General features: G+C 56.7%; 16 protein-coding genes and 1 tRNA gene. 13 read left to right on the top strand and 4 right to left on the bottom strand.

Translation table 11 applies throughout. The features are described 5' to 3' along the window. Positions 1–2: 2 nt before the first annotated feature. The 3 genes from RDU76_02650 to RDU76_02640 form a co-directional block, all read right to left on the bottom strand. Complete coding sequence (locus tag RDU76_02650) at positions 3–2642, bottom strand: choice-of-anchor D domain-containing protein (protein MDQ7797829.1); 2640 nt, start codon at positions 2640–2642, stop codon at positions 3–5. A gap of 19 nt (positions 2643–2661) precedes the next feature. Further along, positions 2662–3036 (bottom strand): hypothetical protein, encoded by a 375-nt coding sequence (locus RDU76_02645; protein ID MDQ7797828.1) that lies wholly within the window; start codon positions 3034–3036, stop codon positions 2662–2664. Positions 3037–3124: 88 nt separating this feature from the next. After that, complete coding sequence (locus RDU76_02640; protein MDQ7797827.1) at positions 3125–5296, bottom strand: BTAD domain-containing putative transcriptional regulator; 2172 nt, start codon at positions 5294–5296, stop codon at positions 3125–3127. A gap of 220 nt (positions 5297–5516) precedes the next feature. Here RDU76_02640 and RDU76_02635 point away from each other — a divergent pair, with 220 nt between their 5' ends. Beyond that, positions 5517–6683: an HD domain-containing protein gene (locus RDU76_02635; GenBank protein ID MDQ7797826.1), complete on the top strand. Its 1167-nt coding sequence runs from the start codon at positions 5517–5519 to the stop codon at positions 6681–6683. Between the two features lie 200 nt (positions 6684–6883). Here RDU76_02635 and RDU76_02630 read toward each other — a convergent pair. Beyond that, positions 6884–6960 (bottom strand) — tRNA-Val (locus RDU76_02630). Between the two features lie 264 nt (positions 6961–7224). Here RDU76_02630 and recF point away from each other — a divergent pair. From recF to RDU76_02570, 12 genes are all read left to right on the top strand, one after another. Next, complete coding sequence (gene recF / locus RDU76_02625; GenBank protein ID MDQ7797825.1) at positions 7225–8325, top strand: DNA replication/repair protein RecF; 1101 nt, start codon at positions 7225–7227, stop codon at positions 8323–8325. 135 nt (positions 8326–8460) lie between these two features. Next, the gene (locus tag RDU76_02620; GenBank protein MDQ7797824.1) at positions 8461–8919 is read left to right on the top strand and encodes an 8-oxo-dGTP diphosphatase; all 459 of its coding nucleotides are present in this window, start codon (positions 8461–8463) and stop codon (positions 8917–8919) included. Between the two features lie 5 nt (positions 8920–8924). Continuing rightward, a complete protein-coding gene (locus RDU76_02615) occupies positions 8925–9665 on the top strand; it encodes a hypothetical protein (GenBank protein ID MDQ7797823.1) in 741 nt (246 codons plus the stop codon). Between the two features lie 7 nt (positions 9666–9672). Then, positions 9673–9969 carry a DUF721 domain-containing protein gene (locus tag RDU76_02610; GenBank protein MDQ7797822.1) on the top strand — a complete coding sequence of 99 codons (297 nt, stop codon included), beginning with the start codon at positions 9673–9675 and terminating at the stop codon, positions 9967–9969. A gap of 41 nt (positions 9970–10010) precedes the next feature. Then, on the top strand, positions 10011–11912 hold the full coding sequence (gene gyrB, locus RDU76_02605) for a DNA topoisomerase (ATP-hydrolyzing) subunit B (GenBank protein ID MDQ7797821.1): 1902 nt from the start codon (positions 10011–10013) through the stop codon (positions 11910–11912). A 179-nt stretch (positions 11913–12091) separates the two neighbouring features. Next, positions 12092–12424, top strand: a complete 333-nt coding sequence (locus RDU76_02600; GenBank protein MDQ7797820.1) for a hypothetical protein — start codon at positions 12092–12094, stop codon at positions 12422–12424. Between the two features lie 16 nt (positions 12425–12440). Continuing rightward, on the top strand, positions 12441–14909 hold the full coding sequence (gene gyrA / locus RDU76_02595; GenBank protein ID MDQ7797819.1) for a DNA gyrase subunit A: 2469 nt from the start codon (positions 12441–12443) through the stop codon (positions 14907–14909). 54 nt (positions 14910–14963) lie between these two features. Beyond that, a complete protein-coding gene (locus tag RDU76_02590) occupies positions 14964–15656 on the top strand; it encodes a GGDEF domain-containing protein (protein MDQ7797818.1) in 693 nt (230 codons plus the stop codon). Positions 15657–15679: 23 nt separating this feature from the next. Next, positions 15680–16018, top strand: coding sequence for a PAS domain-containing protein (locus tag RDU76_02585; protein MDQ7797817.1), 339 nt, complete (start codon positions 15680–15682; stop codon positions 16016–16018). An 81-nt stretch (positions 16019–16099) separates the two neighbouring features. Continuing rightward, on the top strand, positions 16100–16516 hold the full coding sequence (locus RDU76_02580) for a hypothetical protein (protein MDQ7797816.1): 417 nt from the start codon (positions 16100–16102) through the stop codon (positions 16514–16516). 118 nt (positions 16517–16634) lie between these two features. Further along, a complete protein-coding gene (locus tag RDU76_02575) occupies positions 16635–18692 on the top strand; it encodes a VWA domain-containing protein (GenBank protein ID MDQ7797815.1) in 2058 nt (685 codons plus the stop codon). 16 nt (positions 18693–18708) lie between these two features. Beyond that, entirely contained in the window at positions 18709–19380 is a 672-nt protein-coding gene (locus RDU76_02570; GenBank protein ID MDQ7797814.1) for a rhomboid family intramembrane serine protease, read from the top strand. Positions 19381–19440 lie beyond the last annotated feature (60 nt).

Genomic DNA, 19440 nt, shown 5'->3' with positions numbered 1-19440 from the left:
TTTTACCGGATGACCATCATTCTTTTGGTAGCCTTGAATGCTCCGGCGTCAATCTGATAAAAATAGATGCCGTTGGGCAAAGCCGCGATGTTGTATCTGATGGAGTATGACCCGGCTGATTGGCATCCCTGATCAAAACACTTCACCAGCTGTCCGGCAATATTGTAGATGTTCAGTCTGACATTGGCCGGGGCGGGCAGTTGATAATTCAGGTTGACCTGCCGGTTGGCCGGATTGGGATAGGCATTGGCCAGGGAGAAAGACCTGATCTTCGGCTGGTCATCCGGCTTGCCCATCACCCCGGTCCACCCGGCGCTGGAGGTCAGAATACCCCAGCTGGCCGGCCCGACCGAATCGGAGGCCACCGGCCACCGGCCGTAGATCCCGCCATCGCCTTCGGCCAGCACCGCGAAGCCGATGGTGTCATTGGCGCCGATACTGAGATCGAGCCGGTCGAAGGGAACGGCATAGAAGGTCACCAGATTATCCTTGGCTGAAAAATCAGATCGCCATCCCGCCGGTGTGACCTTATCCCAAACCCCGGCCAGGCCGACAAATTCCACCGGTTCCCCGTCAGATACGACCAAAAATCTGTGGTCATCGGCCTGCACTGTCGAAGTACGGTCAAACTTCAGATCGAAGATCAGGGAATGGCTGGTTATCTTGTAGTCAGCATAATTGGGAGTTATCAAAGCCAGATAAAGGGTATCGGAATTATACTTGACCCAGAAAGTGTCCACATTGTGGTACTTTTTGGTCTGGTCCTCAAGCAAGAAGCTGTCGCAGTGGGCATCAGCCCACTCCGCCGGCTCGATAGTCCCTTCAAATATAGGCATTGTGCCCCAGGGCACGTCAATAATATATGCCCCGTTTCCGGCCAGAGATATTCTGCCGGGGTTGTTGACCGGATCATTGGAGTAAATGCGCAGGGTGTCCAGATAGGCCCCGGAGGAGTCCGGTTTGAACCAAACGGCGACCGCCAGGCTGTCGCCGGGGGCCAGCAATGAATCGGTCAGGGGATCAATCCTGAAATAACCGGTTCCGGATCGCAGGCTGTCGAGATCCAGGTCCAGGCTGCCGGTGTTTTTTATATAAAGAGATGTCCAGGATAGCGAGTCATCCGGCTTGATATAACCAAAATCGTGCTGGTTCTCATTGGCCGAAATGGCTGCCAGGCCCCACTTCGAGCTGGATTTCATCAGACCCCAGGTGCTGGGATTTTCCCAGTTGAAAGTAGAAGGCCAATAATTGCCGCCGGCTCCGGGTGCGAATGAATAGACAACGGCAGACATTCCAATACTATCCGCCGTGCCAGGCACTATGTCCAGCTTGGATAGGGCTATCTTCCATTCGGAGCACCACCTTCCAGGCGAGGCCCCGCCAATGGCATCCCAGCCAGATATCGTGGCGGTCACCCACCCAAAACCTGCCCCGACACCTTCCTCTTTATACCCGTCTATATGAATGCGAAGCCGGTGGTCGTCTTCTATCGGAAGAGTGGCCCGGTCATAATTGTTGTCGAAATACAATTGCTGCTGATTGCCGGCGAAGCTGTCGGCTCCCTTGAATCCGGCATAAAGGGTATCCCGATTGTATTTGAACCAGACGGTATCATTTAGAGTGGTAGTGTGCGGGGTGATGAAGGCGGCATCCGACCACTCGCCGGGCGAAAGCACGCCGTCGAAAACAGGTATCTCTCCCAAAGGCACATCGACCACGGTGTTCTCGATGCTGCTGCCGGATATGACGCAGGTCACGACCGGGCTTGCCGGGTCGTCGGTGGTCACTGTCAGGGTGTCGCTGTAAGAGCCGGAGATCACCGGTTCGAAGCTGACCAGGATGGCCTGGCTGTCATTGGCAGCCACATTGAAGGGCGCCGAAGTCAGCAGGGTGAAAGGCCCGGAAGTAACATCAAGACCGCTGACGGTGAGGGCATAGCTGCCGGTATTTTTCAAATAGATCGAGCTGCAGACGGCGGAATCCCCGGCATAGACCGGGCCGAAATCAAAGAGGGTGTCGGTTATCGAGCCTGCGGGCATTCCCCAGTTTGCAGCCGAAGTGACCGCTTCCCAGCTTGACGGGATGTTGTAATTCACGCCGGCCGGCCACCAATACCCGGTGCCATCGACATAGTTCGAAGCGGCAAAGCCGAAGGTATCGGCTGTCCCCGGAGTCAGCCCCAGTTTGGAGTAGAATATTTTCCATTCCGCCGCCCAATATCCGGTCCCGGCGCTGACCGAGTCCGTCCAGCCGACAGGCTGGATCGGCACCGCTTCCCAGGCCGTGCCGTTTCCGACCTTCTCATATCTGCCGCCGTCAATTATGCCCGATAACAAATGGTCGTCGGGTTGGGGGGCGGTCAGACGATCGTAATTGATGTCCAAAAGGATCCAGTTCAGGCTGGTGGCGACGGTATTGGGGTTCTTGATCGCCATGAATATGGTGTCCTGAAAATATTTCAACCATACCGAATCGGTCCCACCGGAAGTAGTGAAGGTTTTAAGCGTGGCATCCTGCCATTCCCCCGGAGATATCACCCCATCGAAGACCGGTTTGCTGCCAAAGCTTATGCTGGTTGCCGCTTGGGCCGGGTATTCGGCGAACAACAGGACAGCCAGAGAGACTAACCAATTAAGTTTCATGAGATCTAACCTCCTTGAATCAGTTTATTAATATTTTACGGACAGCCTTGAAAATATTCCGCGACACCTTGCACTGCCAAAGGCCGCTTTCCCCGATGCGTCCGGGTTTTATGGTGTTCAGTATGGTATTTTGATGGTCAAGCAAATAGACCTTAAAGGGCATTTCCGAAGCGGAATTGATTAGAAAGCCGTCCGGCTCCAATATTACGTTCCGGACGAAGGGCGGAAGGTAAGCCAGGATCACCTCCGGTCTTTGGCTGCCCGCCGGGACCGTCTTTCCGTTGGTTCTCCCGAAATCAACATCCAGTTGCCCGCCCCAAACCCCCTGGATGGTCAATTTGTCGGGGTCGCCATTTTTAAAGGCGTTGACCCTTATTATTTTGATGCTTTTCATGTCCAGTATAAATTAAAAAACGGCTGTTGGTCAAACTGATTTTAACAAAAGCCGCTTACAAATCGCTTACAAAATAACCGCTGTTTGACTACTTTGAACACTCCTTATACAAGGCAATGGTCTCGGGGCTGACATCCAGTCCCAGATCCCTGCGCAGGGCCGTTTGGCAGATTTGGAACTGCTTGGAAATAAGTTCTTTCCGCCCCATGAGGTGATAAGCCGTCATAAGTATGCGGTGAGCCTCCTCCAGACAGCGCTCCCGGGAAACGGCCAGGGCGGCATATTTGACCGCATCGTCCAACCGGTCTTGTTTGAGATATAAACCTGCCAGGGAAAGCAGCGCCTGAAAATATAATTGACGCAACCGCTCCCGGGTCCCTTCCATTTCGATCAGCTTGATATCCGGCAGAAAATCGCCGCGGTAGACCTCCACCGCCTGGCGGTAGAATTCCAGGGCGGCCGGAGGCTGTCCGGTGATCTCCGCCTGCTGGCCCTTGCGGACCGCCGCAACGAAATCCATAAAATCCAGAGAGATATTGTCAATATCTATCCGGTAACAGCCGTTCCGAAATTCTACATACTGCGAATTTTTTCCGTCCTTGAGACCGGGCTCAAAGAGCCTGCGCAGCTCGGCCACCGCCACCTGAAGGTTTATCGACGCCGAAGCCAGGCTTTTTTTGGGCCACAACATCAGGCTCAGCACCTGGGAAGGGATGAACTGCTCAGAATCATTGCGGGGATCCGCCTCCCGGGAAACATGGCGTGACAATAAAATACCCAGTACCTGCCGGGAGGCGGTCCTTTTCCAGCGCTCTACCGGTTGCCCGTCCATCAGAATCCCCAGGGAACCCAGGGTGGTGATCGCCGGCCTGCGGTCGGCCGGGGAACGGTTCGAAGCTGTCTTGGACGGATCGAATATTTCAGCCAGCTGGTTCAGGTATTTAGAGGAGCCGTTTGTTTTTAAATAGGCCGGGATCAGGGGCCAAAAACTTTCGGGATACCGGCCATTGAAAAAGAAATCATAATTGCGTTCCCGGCAGATATTCAGTCCCTGTGAGAAGGCCTGTCCGAAGGCCGGCAGTTTTTTTTGCCCCAGATAGATCTGCGCCAGATTAAGCAGGGCCCGGGACTGCTGGTATGCCATTCCGGTCCGGGCATACACCGCGGATGATCTTTTGGCGTAATGCAGGGCTTTGGCAAAATCCTTGGCCGCAAAATACACCCGGGATACATTATGATGGGCCTGGGCGGTGTCCAGCGGACGCTCCGGGGATATCTTTTCCAAGGATCCTAAGGCGTATCTCAGGGAAAGGGAAAGGTTGCCCTGCAGGCGATAGAGGATGCTTAAGGCTATCAGGCAGGAAAAATGATATGACGCTTCTTCAGCGCTGTCGGTTTTATCTAATGCAAATTTAAGGGTCTTTTCCGCCTCGGGGAACCGTCCCTGGTGCATCTGGACTTCTCCCAGGTAGACCCTGGCCGGGCCCAGAGCCATTCCCAGGCCGATCTTCTCGATCTCCGGTATGGCCGCGGTCAGCAGAAATTCGGCCTTCTCCAGTTCGAACATCTCCAGGTAAAGGGACGAAAGGTTCACCGCCGCCAGGCAGTAACTGCGCCGGTTGTCTGAATTCCGGTAAAAACGCAGGACCTCCTCTTTTTCCTTCCGGGCTTTTTCCAGCTGGCCCAAAGCCTTGGTGATGGCCGATGAATTGGCCAGGGTGCGGATCTGTCCCTCCTTGTCGCCGGCCCGGATATAGATGTCCATCACCTGGGCGTAGACTTTGGAGGCCTTTTTGTAGTCCAGCAGCCTCCAGTAACTCCCGGCCATGGCCGCCAGCAGTCCGGCCCGTCCCCGGTAGTCATTCTGGTCCAGGTATTTCAGGCCCTGCCTGCTGTCAGCTATGGCTTTTTGGTTCTGTCCCATGTCCTGATGGATGTAAGAAAGGTAACGGTAGGCGGCGGAAAGCGAGGAACGGTCCCGGGCTTTTTTTAAAACGGGAATGGCGGTGGTAAGATAACGCAGGGCTGATTTTAGTTCGCCGCTCTGGTAATCGGCATTGGCCGCTATCAGGATAAGCTTGGGGTGGCGCAGGAAATGCTCCCGGGGGATCATTGCCAAAAGCTTCTTCAGTTCCCCAAGCCTGCCCGGCTGAAGCAGGTCCCGGCTGTGTTCGATAAGCGATCTGGCGCCGGAGTCGTAACGCTTCCCAGACAGATATTCTGTTATCGAAGATGTTATGTCGGTGGCTTTTAAGGGCATGGTTTAATGGTAACTTTAATGACCTCTTGATGTCAAGAAAATTTTACGTCCATCAGACGATAAAAAAAGAAAAGCCATCCAGTGAACGGCTTTTTGATGGCTGGAATGCCTTGTTTTGACAGACAGGTGAATTTTGACTTGACGGATGCGGTGAAATATATTAAACTAAATGTTCAGTATCTGTCATGAACCTCACAGAAAATTCGAAGGATTAAATTCGATGCCGCAGAAAGAGTCGCAGCAACGGCATGAAGATATGGCTCCCGAATATGCCGAGGGTATCATTAATACCGTTCGTGAGCCGTTGCTTGCCCTGGATCACGACCTACGGGTGGTCACTGCCAATAGTTCTTTCTACGAAGTCTTCAAGGTAAAACCCGAGGAAACCTTGGGACAGCTGGTGTATGATCTGGGCGACCGCCAGTGGGATATCCCCAGGCTCAGGGAAATGCTGGAAACCATCCTGGCCCAGCAGACAACATTTGATGATTATGAGGTCGAGCACGATTTTGCTGCCATTGGCCGGCGGGTAATGCTTTTGAATGCCCGGCTGATCCGCCGGCCGTCAGGGGTTGAGCAGATCATCCTCCTGGCCATCGAAGACATAACCGACCGCAGATGGGCTGAGAGGGTATTGCAGCGCCACGGCATAGAACTGGAATCAGAGATCGCCAAGAAGGCCAGCGCCCTGCAAAACGCCCTGCAGAGGATCGAACAGACCACACTGGATACCATCCACCGGCTGGCCAAGGCGGCCGAGTTCAAGGACCAGGATACCGGGGCCCATATCGTACGGGTAAGCCATTACGCGGCGGCCATCGCCCGGCGGATGGGACAGCCCCAGAGCTTCGCCGACATGTGCCTCTATGCCGTGCCCATGCACGATATTGGGAAGATCGGCATCCCGGACCATATCCTGCAAAAGCCGGGCAAACTCAACGAGGAGGAGGTCCAGAAAATGCGGGAACACCCGATGATCGGGGCCGCCATCCTGTCCGGGTCTGATTCGCAAGTATTGCGGATTGCGGAGGACGTTTCGCTCACCCATCACGAAAGATGGGACGGCAGCGGCTATCCCCGGGGGCTGCATAAAGAGGCCATCCCCCTGGTCGGGCGGATCACCGCCGTAGTGGATGTCTTCGACGCCCTCTGTTTCCATCGCCCTTACCGGGAGGCGGTTCCGGTCGAACAGGCGATGAAAATGGTCCAGGACGACCGCGGTCGTGCCTTTGATCCTGCCGTGGTGGATGCCTTTATGGCCAGCAAGGAGGCAATAATGGCCATCGGGGACCGGTTCGTGGATGTATGCCAGCCCGGGTTCAAGCGGGGGGTTTATAAATTCGTAGCGCCCCAAACGGCAAACGGTGCGAATAACATAGACAATTGATCCGGCCGGCATTTATCACCGGGCCTAACTAAAAAGCTTCCCAAAACCGGGAAGCTTTTTGGGTTTTATGGGGGATAATACGGGATTCTCCGCCGGCTGCCAAACAGCGAAGCCGGGCTGCGGCGGATGTGCCGTCGCAGAATCTGTCTTAAAATAAAAAAGAGACATCAAGTGATGCCTCTTTTTGTGTTTTGTAATTATGGTGGGCGGTACAAGATTCGAACTTGTGACCTCTGGTATGTGAGACCAGCGCTCTAACCAGCTGAGCTAACCGCCCAACGATCTTTCACAATTAAAGGTTAAGTATATCAGTAAATGACTTTTTTTTCAAGATTATTTTATTTTTTGGCATATTTCTTTGATTTTAATAAATATCTCATCATTCTGTGAAAATAATCAGATCGATTAGCGTCTAAGTTATTGAAATATAATCCATTATGGTGCTAAAAATTAATAAAAAACCTTTGCATTTTATCTATATGTTGTGGTATAATTAATTGTCAAACACATCACTTTGGGTATTTGAAAACAGGGAAGTAGAATGTTTATTAAGACGGCCAAGGGAAGCAATTTCAGGAATCTATCTGTTTTTGATCTGGAGTTTTCGCCGGGAAAGAATCTTTTTTTAGGTATCAACGGATCGGGCAAGACCAATCTGCTGGAGGCCATCCATTACCTGTGCATCGGTCGTTCCATGAGGAGCGTGGCCGAGGATGAACAGATGATAGGATTTACCAGGGACTGGTTCCGGCTGGAGGGCCGGGCCCAAACGGCCGAGGGCGACATCAATGTCGAGGCGGCTTATAATAAGGAAGAGAAGCGGCTGAAGATCAACGGCGAGCTGCAGCAAAAACTATCGGAGCTGATAGGCCGGATGCCGGTGATCAGCCTGTCCCCGGAGGACGACGATCTATGCAAGTCCGGCCCCGGAGTGCGCCGCCGTTTTATGGATCTGGCCATCTCCCAGTTCTCCAGAACCTACCTGGCCGATCTGCAGGATTACAACCGGATACTTAAGCAGCGCAACCAGCTGCTGTACGCCATCAAGGAAGGGCGCAGCAACGCCGCCTCGCTGGAGGCCTGGAACCAGCAGCTGGTGGATTGCGGAATGAAGCTGGTCCGGAAACGGATGGAGGTCATCGACGATCTGAAGGAGATGGCGGGCAGCCGGTATGTGGGCATCTCCGGCGGGCGGGAGCGGCTGGGCCTGCGCTACCATTTGTCATACAAATTCGAGCCGGGCCAGCCGATCGAGCAGGCCTTTGCCAAGGCCCTGGCCACCGGATTCGAATTCGAGCGCCGGCGGGGCATCACCATGTTCGGGCCGCACCGCGACGACCTGGAGATATCGCTGGCCGGCATGCGCATCCGCCAGTTCGGCTCGCAGGGCCAGCAGCGAACGGCGGCCATCGCCTTGAAATTGGCCATGGCCGAGATCATGGCCGCCCAGCTTAAGGAAAAACCGGTGATCCTGATGGACGAAATATTTGCCGAACTGGACAGCGGCCGTTCCGAATCGTTGATCCATCAGCTCGATCCGGAATGCCAGGTGTTCATCGCTTCGGCCCACGAGAACGACATCACCCGGCAGGACGGTTTTAAAAAGTTCCGGGTGGATGATGGACTGATTGTACCGGAATGATGTTTTTGGCACAGGGATAAACACGGATTTTTTAAACACAGAAACACAAAAGACCACGGGATCACCTCTTTCCCTTGATAAGTAAATTGGACAGGATGCCCCCTGTCATCCAATAACCATGATCTATTCGCTATTATGAAGCTAGCCACTCTGTGCTACATCAAAAAGGATGGCCGGACCCTGATGATGCACCGCATCAAACGCAAGGACGACCTGCATTACGGCAAATGGAACGGCCTGGGCGGTAAGATGCAGCCGGGAGAGACCCCGGAGGAGTGCGTCATCCGGGAGGTAAAGGAGGAAAGCGGCCTGCTGGTAAAAGACCCCCATCTGAACGGGTTCCTGACCTTTCCCTCGTTCGACCAATGGGACGATTGGTATGTGTTCGTCTTCACCGCCCAAAGATTCCGGGGGAAACTGCTGGATTCGGCCGAGGGCTATTTGAAATGGGTCAAAGACCAGGAACTATTAAAGCTGGACCTGTGGGAGGGCGATCATATCTTCCTGCCCTGGCTGGAGGATGAAAAATTCTTCTCGGCCAAGTTCAACTACCGGGAAGGCCGGCTGAAAGACCATTCGGTGAAGTTCTACTGAAAGAAATGAATAATTCCATCACATCGGCCCGGGCCTTTATAGAGGAGAGCATATCCGGGGACGGCTTGTCCTACCAGGATATCATGCTGGAATGCCCGGCGGTGCTGTCTTTCCGATATCTGTGGCACCAGATCAAGCATCAGGCTGGTCTTCAGGAGTTCAGCCACCGGGTGGTGAAGGACGCCTATATCCACCACGACACCCTTTTTGTCGAGAGCCGGATAGCATCGCCGGCCATGGCCATCCAGGCGGAAACGTTGCTGGCTTTGGGGGTGAAAAAGGTGGTCTACATCGGCATCGCCGGCTCCATATCCCCGGAACTGAATATCGGGGATCTGGTGGTCTCCACCGGAGCCATCAACGAGACCGGCACCGGGGTATGTTACGGGCACGATTTTCAGTCGGTGATCCCGTCCGACGGCCGGCTTGCCCGCCAGCTGAATGACCGCTTAAGGGAACAGGGGCTGGAGCCCCGGCTGGCGGTCCATTGGTGCACTGACGCCCCCTATCGGGAGACCAGCGCCAAGGTCCGGGAATACCGCAAAATGGGGGCGGCCTGCGTGGAGATGGAGGGGGCCGGTCTTTTTGCCGTGGCCGGGGAATACGGCATCCCGGCGGCGGCGGTGTTTGTGATCTCCGACCAGCTCCAGGAGAGCGGGTGGATTCAGGGCTGGGGGGATCCGAAGTTCAAACAGGCCGTGTCAAAGCTGGCCGGAGCCATGATCCATCTATCATGCGATCTGTGAGGCAGGAATGAAAAAACTGGAAACAGTGGGGGACATCCTGGGCCGGGTCCTGAGATCCCTGGAGATAGACCAGCGGATGGATGAGACCCGGGCCCTGGCGTTGTGGCCGGAGGCGGCCGGCCCCAAGATGGCGGCCAACACCCGGGCGGTCTCGGTGATCCGGGGCCGGCTGATGGTGGAGGCCAAGAGCCCGGCCTGGGTGCAGGAATGCACCCTGCTCAAGGTCCGGCTCAAGGGAAAAATAAACCAGCTGATCGGGGCCGAGGCCGTCAAGGAGATCACCTTCAAGGTGGGTCCCTTCTAAAAAAGAGAAAATCATAAATATCGGATATCATAAGGAGAGGTATGACAGCCAAGGACAGCTATTCCAGCGAAAAAATAACGGTCTTAAAGGGCCTGGAGGCGGTGCGCCGCAGGCCGGCCATGTATATCGGCGACACCGGCAGCCGGGGGCTTCACCATCTGGTCTATGAGGTGGTGGATAATTCGGTGGACGAGGCCCTGGCCGGATTCTGCACCCATATCCAGGTCTTCATTCGCAAGGATGGCTCCATAACCGTGATCGACGACGGGCGGGGATTCCCGGTGGACCTGCACCCCACCGAGAAAAAGCCCGGGGTGGAGGTGGCCCTGACGGTGCTGCATGCCGGGGGCAAATTTGATAATAAATCGTACGCCATCTCCGGCGGCCTGCACGGGGTGGGGGTGTCGGTGGTAAATGCCCTGTCGGAATGGCTGGAGGTGGAGGTGCTGCGCGACGGCAAGGTGCATCATCAAAGATACGAGCGGGGGATCACCAAGAGCGAACTCAAGGTGACCGGGAAAACCACCCAGACCGGCTCCACCGTGAATTTCCTGCCCGACAAGGAGATCTTCAAGGCCACCGCTTTCGTTTTCGACACCCTGGCCGGACGCCTGAGGGAGCTGGCCTTCCTGAACCGCGGACTGTCGATAGACCTGGCCGACGAAAGAAGCGGCAAGTCCCACAATTTCAAATACGACGGGGGGATCGTCTCCTTCGTCAAATTCCTGGACGAGAACAAGACCCCGCTGCACAAGCCCATCTACGTGGCCAAGGAGGGCGACGGGGTGCAGGTGGAGGTGGCCCTGCAGTACAACGATTCCTACGACGACAACATATTCTCCTTCTGCAACAACATCAACACCATCGAGGGCGGCACCCACCTGATAGGCTTCAAATCGGCCCTGACCAGGATCATCAACGACTACATCAAGAAGAACAACCTGCTGAAGAAGGACGACTTCACCCTGTCCGGGGACGACGTCCGCGAGGGGCTGACGGCGGTGGTCTCGGTAAAGGTCAAACAGCCCCAGTTCGAGGGGCAGACCAAGACCAAGCTGGGGAATTCGGAGGTCAAGGGGATCGTGGAATCGCTGGTGGGCCAGGAGCTGTCCAACTTCTTCGAGGAGAACTCCTCGGTGGCCAATAAAATATGCGAAAAGGGCGTACTGTCGGCCCGCTCCCGGCTGGCGGCCCGCAAGGCCCGGGACCTGGTCAGGCGCAAGAACGCCCTGGAAACATCCGGGCTGCCGGGGAAACTGGCCGACTGCTCCCTGACCGACCCCCAGCTGTGCGAACTGTACCTGGTGGAGGGCGACTCGGCCGGAGGCTCGGCCAAACAGGGCCGGGACCGGCGCTTCCAGGCGATATTGCCCTTGAGGGGCAAGATCCTCAACGTGGAGAAGACCCGGCTGGACAAGATGCTGGCCAACGAGGAGATCCGCACCATCATCACCGCCATGGGCACCGGCATCGGGCAGGACGACTTTGATGTGGAGAGGTCCCGCTACCACAAGCTGATCATCATGACCGACGCCGATGTGGACGGGGCCCATATCCGCACCCTGCTGCTGACCTTTTTCTTCCGATATATGCGCCCCCTGATAGAGAGGGGATATGTCTACATTGCCCAGCCGCCGTTGTACCGGGTGGGAAAAGCCAAGGAGGAGCATTATGTCTACAACGAGGAGGAGCTGGACAAGGTGGTCACCCGGCTGGGCAAGGATAATGTCAACGTCCAGCGTTACAAGGGCCTGGGCGAGATGAATCCGGAGCAGCTGTGGAAGACCACCATGGACCCCGAACGGCGGACCCTGCTGAAGGTGAATATCGACGATGCGGTGGAGGCCGACCATATATTCACCATGCTGATGGGCGACGCGGTGGAGCCCCGGCGGCTGTTCATCGAGCAGAACGCCAAGTACGTCAAGAATTTGGATATCTGATCTGGTCGCTCCGCCCCAGGCGGACCCGCTCATGCCATAGGCAGACCAGCCTATATGGATTTGCCTGCGGTGGCGGGCTATATGTACTACCCTGTGGTGGCGGGAGAGACACTAAGACGCAGAGATGGTCTCAGGCATTGGATGATCGGGCATATAAATAAATCATATTTGGAGGCGCCATGGCTGCCAAATATTATGCGGTTAAAAAGGTGCTGGAACTGGCCCAGAGGATCGGACCGGCCACCGAAAAGATGTTCTATGTGAAGAACGACGAGGTGTTGGTGGGCATCGTCCAGGGAAGCAAATACGCCATAGCGGCCGACCTGACGGACAAGAGGGAATACCTGGCCTTCTACCAGGCCTGCCAGAAGGGCCATTGGGTGGATATCGAACTGTACCGGATGTCAAAAGAGGAGGCCGAAAGCTGCCCGGACCAGGGACGAATGACCATCGAGGACCTGAAGGCGCAGGATAAAAAGACTCCGCCTATCGACAGGGCCAAGAAAAAATAATATAAAGGATATATGGATGGCACTTGAAAGAGAGAGAATAATCGGCTGCGAGATCGAGGAGGAGATGAAGACCTCCTACCTGAACTACTCCATGTCGGTGATCGTGGGCCGGGCCCTGCCGGACGTCAGGGACGGCCTGAAGCCGGTGCACCGCCGGATACTGTACGCCATGAGCGAGCTGGGCATGGCCCATAACAAGCCCTACAAGAAGAGCGCCCGCATCGTGGGAGAGGTGATGGGTAAATTCCATCCCCACGGCGACCAGGCCATCTACGACTCCATGGTGCGGATGGCCCAGGAGTTCTCGCTGCGCTACATGCTGGTGGACGGCCAGGGCAACTTCGGCTCGGTGGACGGCGACCCGCCGGCCGCCCAGCGCTATACCGAGGCCAGGCTGTCCCGGATATCGGCCGAGGTGCTCAAGGATATAGACAAGGACACCGTCAAGTTCGTGGACAACTACGACGGATCGCTCCAGGAGCCCTCGGTGCTGCCCTCGCTGCTGCCCGGCCTGCTGGTCAACGGCTCCTCGGGGATCGCGGTGGGCATGGCCACCAACATCCCGCCCCACAATCTGGGCGAGGTGTGCGACGCCGTCACCGCCCTGATCGACGAGCCGGAGCTGAAGCCGGAGAAACTGCTGAAGATAGTCAAGGGGCCGGATTTTCCCACCGGCGGCATGATCATGGGGGTCTCCGGGATCCGGGACGCCTACCTGACCGGCCGGGGCAAGGTGGTGATCCGGGGCAAGGTGATGGTGGAGACCGCCAAGAGCGGCAAGGAATACATCATCATCTCCGAGCTGCCCTACGAGGTCAACAAGGCCAGCCTGATAGGGAAGGTGGCCGAGCTGGTGCGGGACAAGAAGCTGGACGGGATCGCCGACATCAACGACGAATCCGACCGGGACGGTATGAGGGTGGTGATCACCATGAAGCGGGATGCCGACCCCCGGGTCACCATCAACCAGCTGTACCAGCACACCCAGCTGCAGAACAGTTTCGGGGTGATCATGCTGGCCCTGGTGGACGGGGTCCCCAAGGTGCTGAACCTGCATCAGGTGCTGAACCATTTCATCGATTTCCGGGTGGATGTGGTCACCCGGCGCACCAGGTACGAACTGGCCCAGGCCGAAAAACGGGCCCATATCCTGGAGGGCCTGAAGATCGCCATCGAGAACATCGACGAGGTGGTCAGGATCATCAAGAAGTCGGCCAACGTCGAGGCGGCCAAGGAATCGCTCAAGAAGAAGTTCAAGCTCTCCGAGGAACAGGCCCAGGCCATACTGGACATGACCCTCAAGCGGCTGACCAGCCTGGAGACCAAGAAGATCGAGGAGGAATACGAGGAGCTGATCAAACTGATATCCAAACTGAAGGGGATCCTGGACAGCAAGCGCCGGCTGATGGGCGTCATCCGGGAGGAAATCGCCGAGCTGAAGAAGAAATACGGCGACGAGCGTCGCACCGAGATCCACGCCGCGGCCGAGGAGAAATTCTCCATCGAGGACCTGATAGTCGACGAGGAGATGGTGATCACCATCAGCCATGCCGGCTATATCAAGCGCCTTTCGGCCACGGCCTACAAGCGGCAGGGCCGGGGAGGCAAGGGGGTGACCGGCATGAAGACCAAGGACGAGGATTTCGTGGAGGGGATGTTCATCGCCTCCACCCACCATTACATCCTGTTCTTCACCGACAAGGGCCGCTGTTACTGGCTGAAGGTCTACGAGATCCCGGAGGGCGGCCGGGCCACCAAGGGCCGGCAGATCAGCAACCTCCTGGAGCTGAAGGCCGACGAGAAGATCGCCGCCTATATCGCGGTCAAGGAATTCGACGACCAGCATTTCGTGGTGATGGCCACCAGCAGCGGGGTGGTCAAGAAGACCGCCCTGTCGGTCTTCGCCAATCCCCGCAAGGCCGGCATCATCGCCGCCACGGTGGACGACCAGGACCATCTGATAGAGGCCAAGCTGACCGACGGCACCGAGGACGTCATCCTGGTCACCCGCCAGGGGCAGGCCTGCCGCTTCCACGAGTCGGACGTCCGCTCCATGGGCCGGACCGCCGGCGGGGTGCGGGGCATCACCCTGGAGAAGAAGGATTACGTGATCGGGATGGTGGTGGTCAAGCGGGAGGGCAGCCTGCTGACCATCTGCGACCGGGGATACGGCAAGCGCAGCGACATCGCCGATTACCGGGTGACCCGGCGGGGCGGCAAGGGGGTCATCAGCATGAAGCTCACCGACAAGACCGGCGAACTGGTGGCGGTCAAGGAGGTGGTGGACAGCGACGAATTGATGATCATCTCGACCGAGGGCCAGGTGATAAGGCTGGCCCTCAAGAACGTCAGGGTGATGGGCCGGGCCACCCAGGGGGTGCGCCTGATAAATCTGGACGGCAAGGACAAGGTGGTGGACGTGGCCCGTCTGGCAGCCAAGGATGACGAGGAGAACGGGGATGGAGAACCCGAAGCTTTGGAATAATTACCTTAGCCGCCCGGTTAAAGGAGCGGCCGGTAAAATATCAGCCGGTCTGCCGTGAAGGACCTTTCCCAGCATCTGGAGCAGAAGCTGGAGCTGTTGAGGCACCAGGACCTCAGTTCCATCGACCGGCTGGACCTGATAGACGAGCTGGCCCAGGCCTATCAGGAGCTGCAGCATTTGAACCGCTCGCTGGCCGAGGCCAACCAGCAGAAATCCAAACTGCTGGAGGACCTGGGAGCCAAGACCGCCGAACTGGAACAGCAGACCAAGGAGGACGGCCTGACCGGCCTCTACAACCGCCGTTATCTGGACCTGCGGCTGGAGAACGAGTTCGCCCGGGCCAAAAGATACCGCCGCAACCTGACGGTGATAATGGCCGACATCGACCGTTTCAAGAACATCAACGATGCCTATTCGCATCAGGTGGGCGACCGGGTGCTGAAAAAAGTGGCCCAGATATTCACCGATAACTGCCGGGGGGTGGACATCGTCGCCCGTTACGGCGGGGAGGAGTTCGTGCTGGTGCTGCCGGAGACCCCCTCCAGCGGCGGGATCATGGTCTGCGAGAGGATAAGGAAGAGCATCGAGGAATACCGCTGGGCGGAGATCCAGGAAGGTTTGAAGGTCACCATAAGTTTGGGATTGTGTTATGATGTCGGGCTTCCCAGCCACCGGGAGATGCTGGCGGCGGCCGATGCCAAGATGTACCAGGCCAAGAACCAAGGCCGCAACCAGGTGAAATTTTAACCCTAAGCAATGGAGCGACAAATATGGCCGGGGAGTGGGTGGACGGATTCGGCGGTGCGGTGACGGTCTGCGACAAGGAGGGGGTCATCCTTTACATGAACGACAAGGCCGTTGTCACCTTTGCCAGATACGGCGGCCGGGAGCTGATCGGCCGGAACCTTTTGGACTGCCATCCCGAACCGGCCAGGAGCAAGCTCAAGGCTATGATGAATGAACAGCGGACCAACGTCTACACCATCGAGAAGAACGGCATCAAGAAGCTGATCCACCAAAGCCCCTGGTTCAGGGATGGCAAATACCGGGGATTCGTGGAATTGTCCCTGGAGATACCCTTCGATATGCCGCACTTCGAGAGAAAATGATTTTCCGCTTGCTTTTTATAAGTCATCGTAGTATAGTTCAGATATAAGCAATTCCCCAAAACATAACTGGAGGTATGTTAAATGGAAGATCAAATCGGCACCGGTCTGCTGGCGGCGATGGGCGTGGTCTGGATGTTCGTGGGGCTGGCCGCCTACCTGTTCTCGGCCTTTGCCCTGATGGCCATTGCCAAAAAGACCGGCACCCCCAACGGCTGGCTGGGCTTCATTCCCATCGGCAATGTGTACCTGATGACCCAGATAGCCAAATTGCCCTGGTGGTGGACCTTATCGATACTGCTGGCCATCATTCCGGTGCTGGGAGCGATCGTCATGATGGTGGCCATGATCTACATCTGGTGGAAGATCGCCGAGAGGCTGGGCAAGCCCGGCTGGTGGAGCCTGCTGCTGCTGATCCCGATCGCCAATATCGTGATCATCGCCATCATGGCCTGGGGCAAGGACACTCCGGCCCCGGCCCAGGGCACTCCCCAGGCATAAATTTTTTCAGCCAAGTTAGCTCTGTTAATAGCCGTCCTGTTGTTGAGACATGACGGCTTTATCATTTTCCCGGCCACTTTTATTGACTTTATCACCGAATAATAAGTATAATCCTTTCATGAAGTTGATCCTGATAATCCTGATAACGGCCCTGTCCTTCTGGTCGCTGGCAAGCGAAAAGGAAAGGACCGGCCGTAAGCTGTGGCTGGGGTTGGCCGGAATGCGGCTTTTGGCCATCATCCTGTTCGCTTTGGCCCTATGGGGAATTCCACTTGATCTGAATATTTTTGCCAGGCCGGAGAACAACATCGCCCTGGTGGCGGATGCCAGCCGCAGCATGGCCCAGCGTGACGGCCGTCCGACCGGACGTTTTGACAGGGCGATGGAGCTGCTGGGCAAAATACCCTCCCGGCAGGATGTAAAAAAATACATCTATGACCAGAACGGCCTGCGGGAGGCCCTGCCCGGCCGGCCGGTTGAGTATTCCGACAATACCGATCTGATAAAGATGATCAAAGCGGCGGTCTCCTTAAAGCCGAAAGCGGTGGTGCTGTTGTCGGACGGCAATCATAACGCGCCGGGAGATCCGGCATCCGGGACAGCCGGCGGGGATCTTCCGATATACACCGTTGGCATCGGCCCGGAGGCTGATGATCAACACCCCTCGATCTCCCGGATAAATGCACCGGAGGACATCTCTCCCGGGCAGAAGGCGGTGATCGAGCTGCAGCTGGAAAATGTCAGTGACCGGGGCAAGATGGTCCTGAGCGACAACCGGGGAAGAACCCTGCAGCAGGCGGAATACTCTTCCGGTAAAAAAACGATCACACTGGAAACAGTCCCCCCCGTAATGGGACTCAACCGTTATACCGTGAACATGCTGTCCGGGGGCGACACCGTCGACCGAAAAAATATGGTGATCAACGTAAAAAAAGACCGGATCAATGTTCTCTATTTGTCAGGCGATCCGGGATGGGATCTGCGGTTCATGCAGCAGACGGCGGCCGATGCCAAAAATATCGAATTTAACCCCTATCTGTGGAAGGATGACCGCTGGTCGGGCATCGGCAGCCAGGAGGGAGAACGGCAGGATCCGGGGGATAAAATAAAAACCGCCGATGTGATCGTTCTGCAGGGTGTCCGGGAAAGCCTGCTGGACAGAGGCCTGGAGGGCGAAATCGCCGCCCGGGTGCGGGACGAAGGATGCGGTCTTTTGATAATAGGCCTGGACTGGCTCTGGGCCTTTCGCAGCCGCCAGCTGTATGCCATTGCACCCCTGATGCCTTCGTCCCACAGCGAAACCGCCGAGGGAACGGTTTCGCTGACGGAATATTTCCCGGCCTCCGGCCTGTTCGATCGATCCCTGGCCGAACAGGTCGCCAAACGGATGGTAAAATATCCTCCCTTGAACATCAGGGGGAAGGTCAAACAGTTGGCTGCCGATGCGGTGCTATTGGCCAGCCTTGAAAACAAGAAAGAGAACCTGCCCTTTTGGGCCTGGCGCTACTTCGGCCGGGGACGGGTGATGCAGATAGCAGCATCGTCGCTGTGGCCCTGGAAATTGACCGCCCGGGGGATGCTGGGAGACAGCCTGGTCTATCCCGCCTTGATCACCGGGAGTTTTCGCTGGCTGGCCGGGATGGAGGATCAGAACATAACCCTGTACACCGATCGAAGCTTTTATTATCCCGACGAAAAGGTCATTTTCCAGGGAACCATGCCGGCGGAAAACAGCCGGGCCCAGGGTCTGGAGTGGTCGGTTGAGATCAAGGGCAGAAACGGCCTCCGGCAAAGAAGTAAATTGTCACAGTGGGGACCGGGGCTTTATATATTCGATGCCGGGGCCCTGCCGCCGGGAGAGTACCGCTATGAATCCATCCTTTCGTCGGAGGACAAAAAACTAAACGATCTCTCCGGCCGATTCTGGGTGGAGCCCTTCCCCTATCAGGAAAGGGAGCGTTTCCAGAACCGGGGATTGTTAAGGGAGATATCCCGGGTCACCCGGGGAAGATACTGGGATATCGATTCGGTGGCCGGCAATGATGACTGGCTGGATCAGGTCGAACCGCAACCGGCGGAGGCAGAAAGACCTTTGGTCCCCTGGCTGTTTCCGCTGGTCATGGCCCTGCTGCTGGCCGGGGAATGGTACTGGCGGCGGCGCTCCGGATTAAGCTGAGCATGAAAGGCAGACCATGATACCCCTCAAGGACGACATACCCTCATCCCGTTTTCCGGCGGTCAACACCCTACTGATCGCCCTCAACGGGCTGGTCTTTCTCTATGAGGTCGGGTTGGGCCAGGAGGTCTCGCAATTCATCCAGCGCTTCGGTCTGGTCCCCGCCAGCGCGCTGAGCCTGGGCATTGCCGGATGGGGGAGCATCTTTTCCTCCATGTTCATCCACGGCGGCTGGGAGCACATCATCGGCAACATGCTGTATCTTTTCATCTTCGGCGACAACGTGGAGGATGCCTTGGGCCATGTCAAATATCTGTTCTTTTATCTGCTGTGCGGCCTGGCCGCCGCCTGGGGGCATATATTGTTCAATCCCCATTCGGCCATCCCCACGGTGGGGGCCTCGGGGGCGGTGGCCGGGGTGCTGGGGGCCTATCTGCTGCTGTATCCCCGGGCCGGGGTGCTGACGGTTATACCCCTGGGCATCTTCATCCGGATAGTCAGGGTCCCGGCCGTCCTGGTGCTGGGGTTCTGGATAGTGCTGCAGCTGCTGTTCGGGCTGATCAGCCTGCCATTGCCGGGCGAGCAGTCCGGCGGCATCGCCTGGTTCGCCCATATCGGCGGCTTCTTTGCCGGGATGCTGCTGGCCGGCCCGTTTGTCCGCCGGAGAAATAAAGGGTCTTTTGTTTAAAAAAATGTTGCAAAAGGGCCCGGTTTCTGACATAATTAAAATTCAGACCTGCGGTCAACC

It is taken from the genome of Candidatus Edwardsbacteria bacterium (genome assembly GCA_031082425.1).
Classification (GTDB): domain Bacteria; phylum Edwardsbacteria; class AC1; order AC1; family EtOH8; genus UBA2226.
The sequence above is the reverse complement of the archived record's forward strand: the minus strand, read 5'-3'. Positions and strand labels throughout refer to the sequence as shown.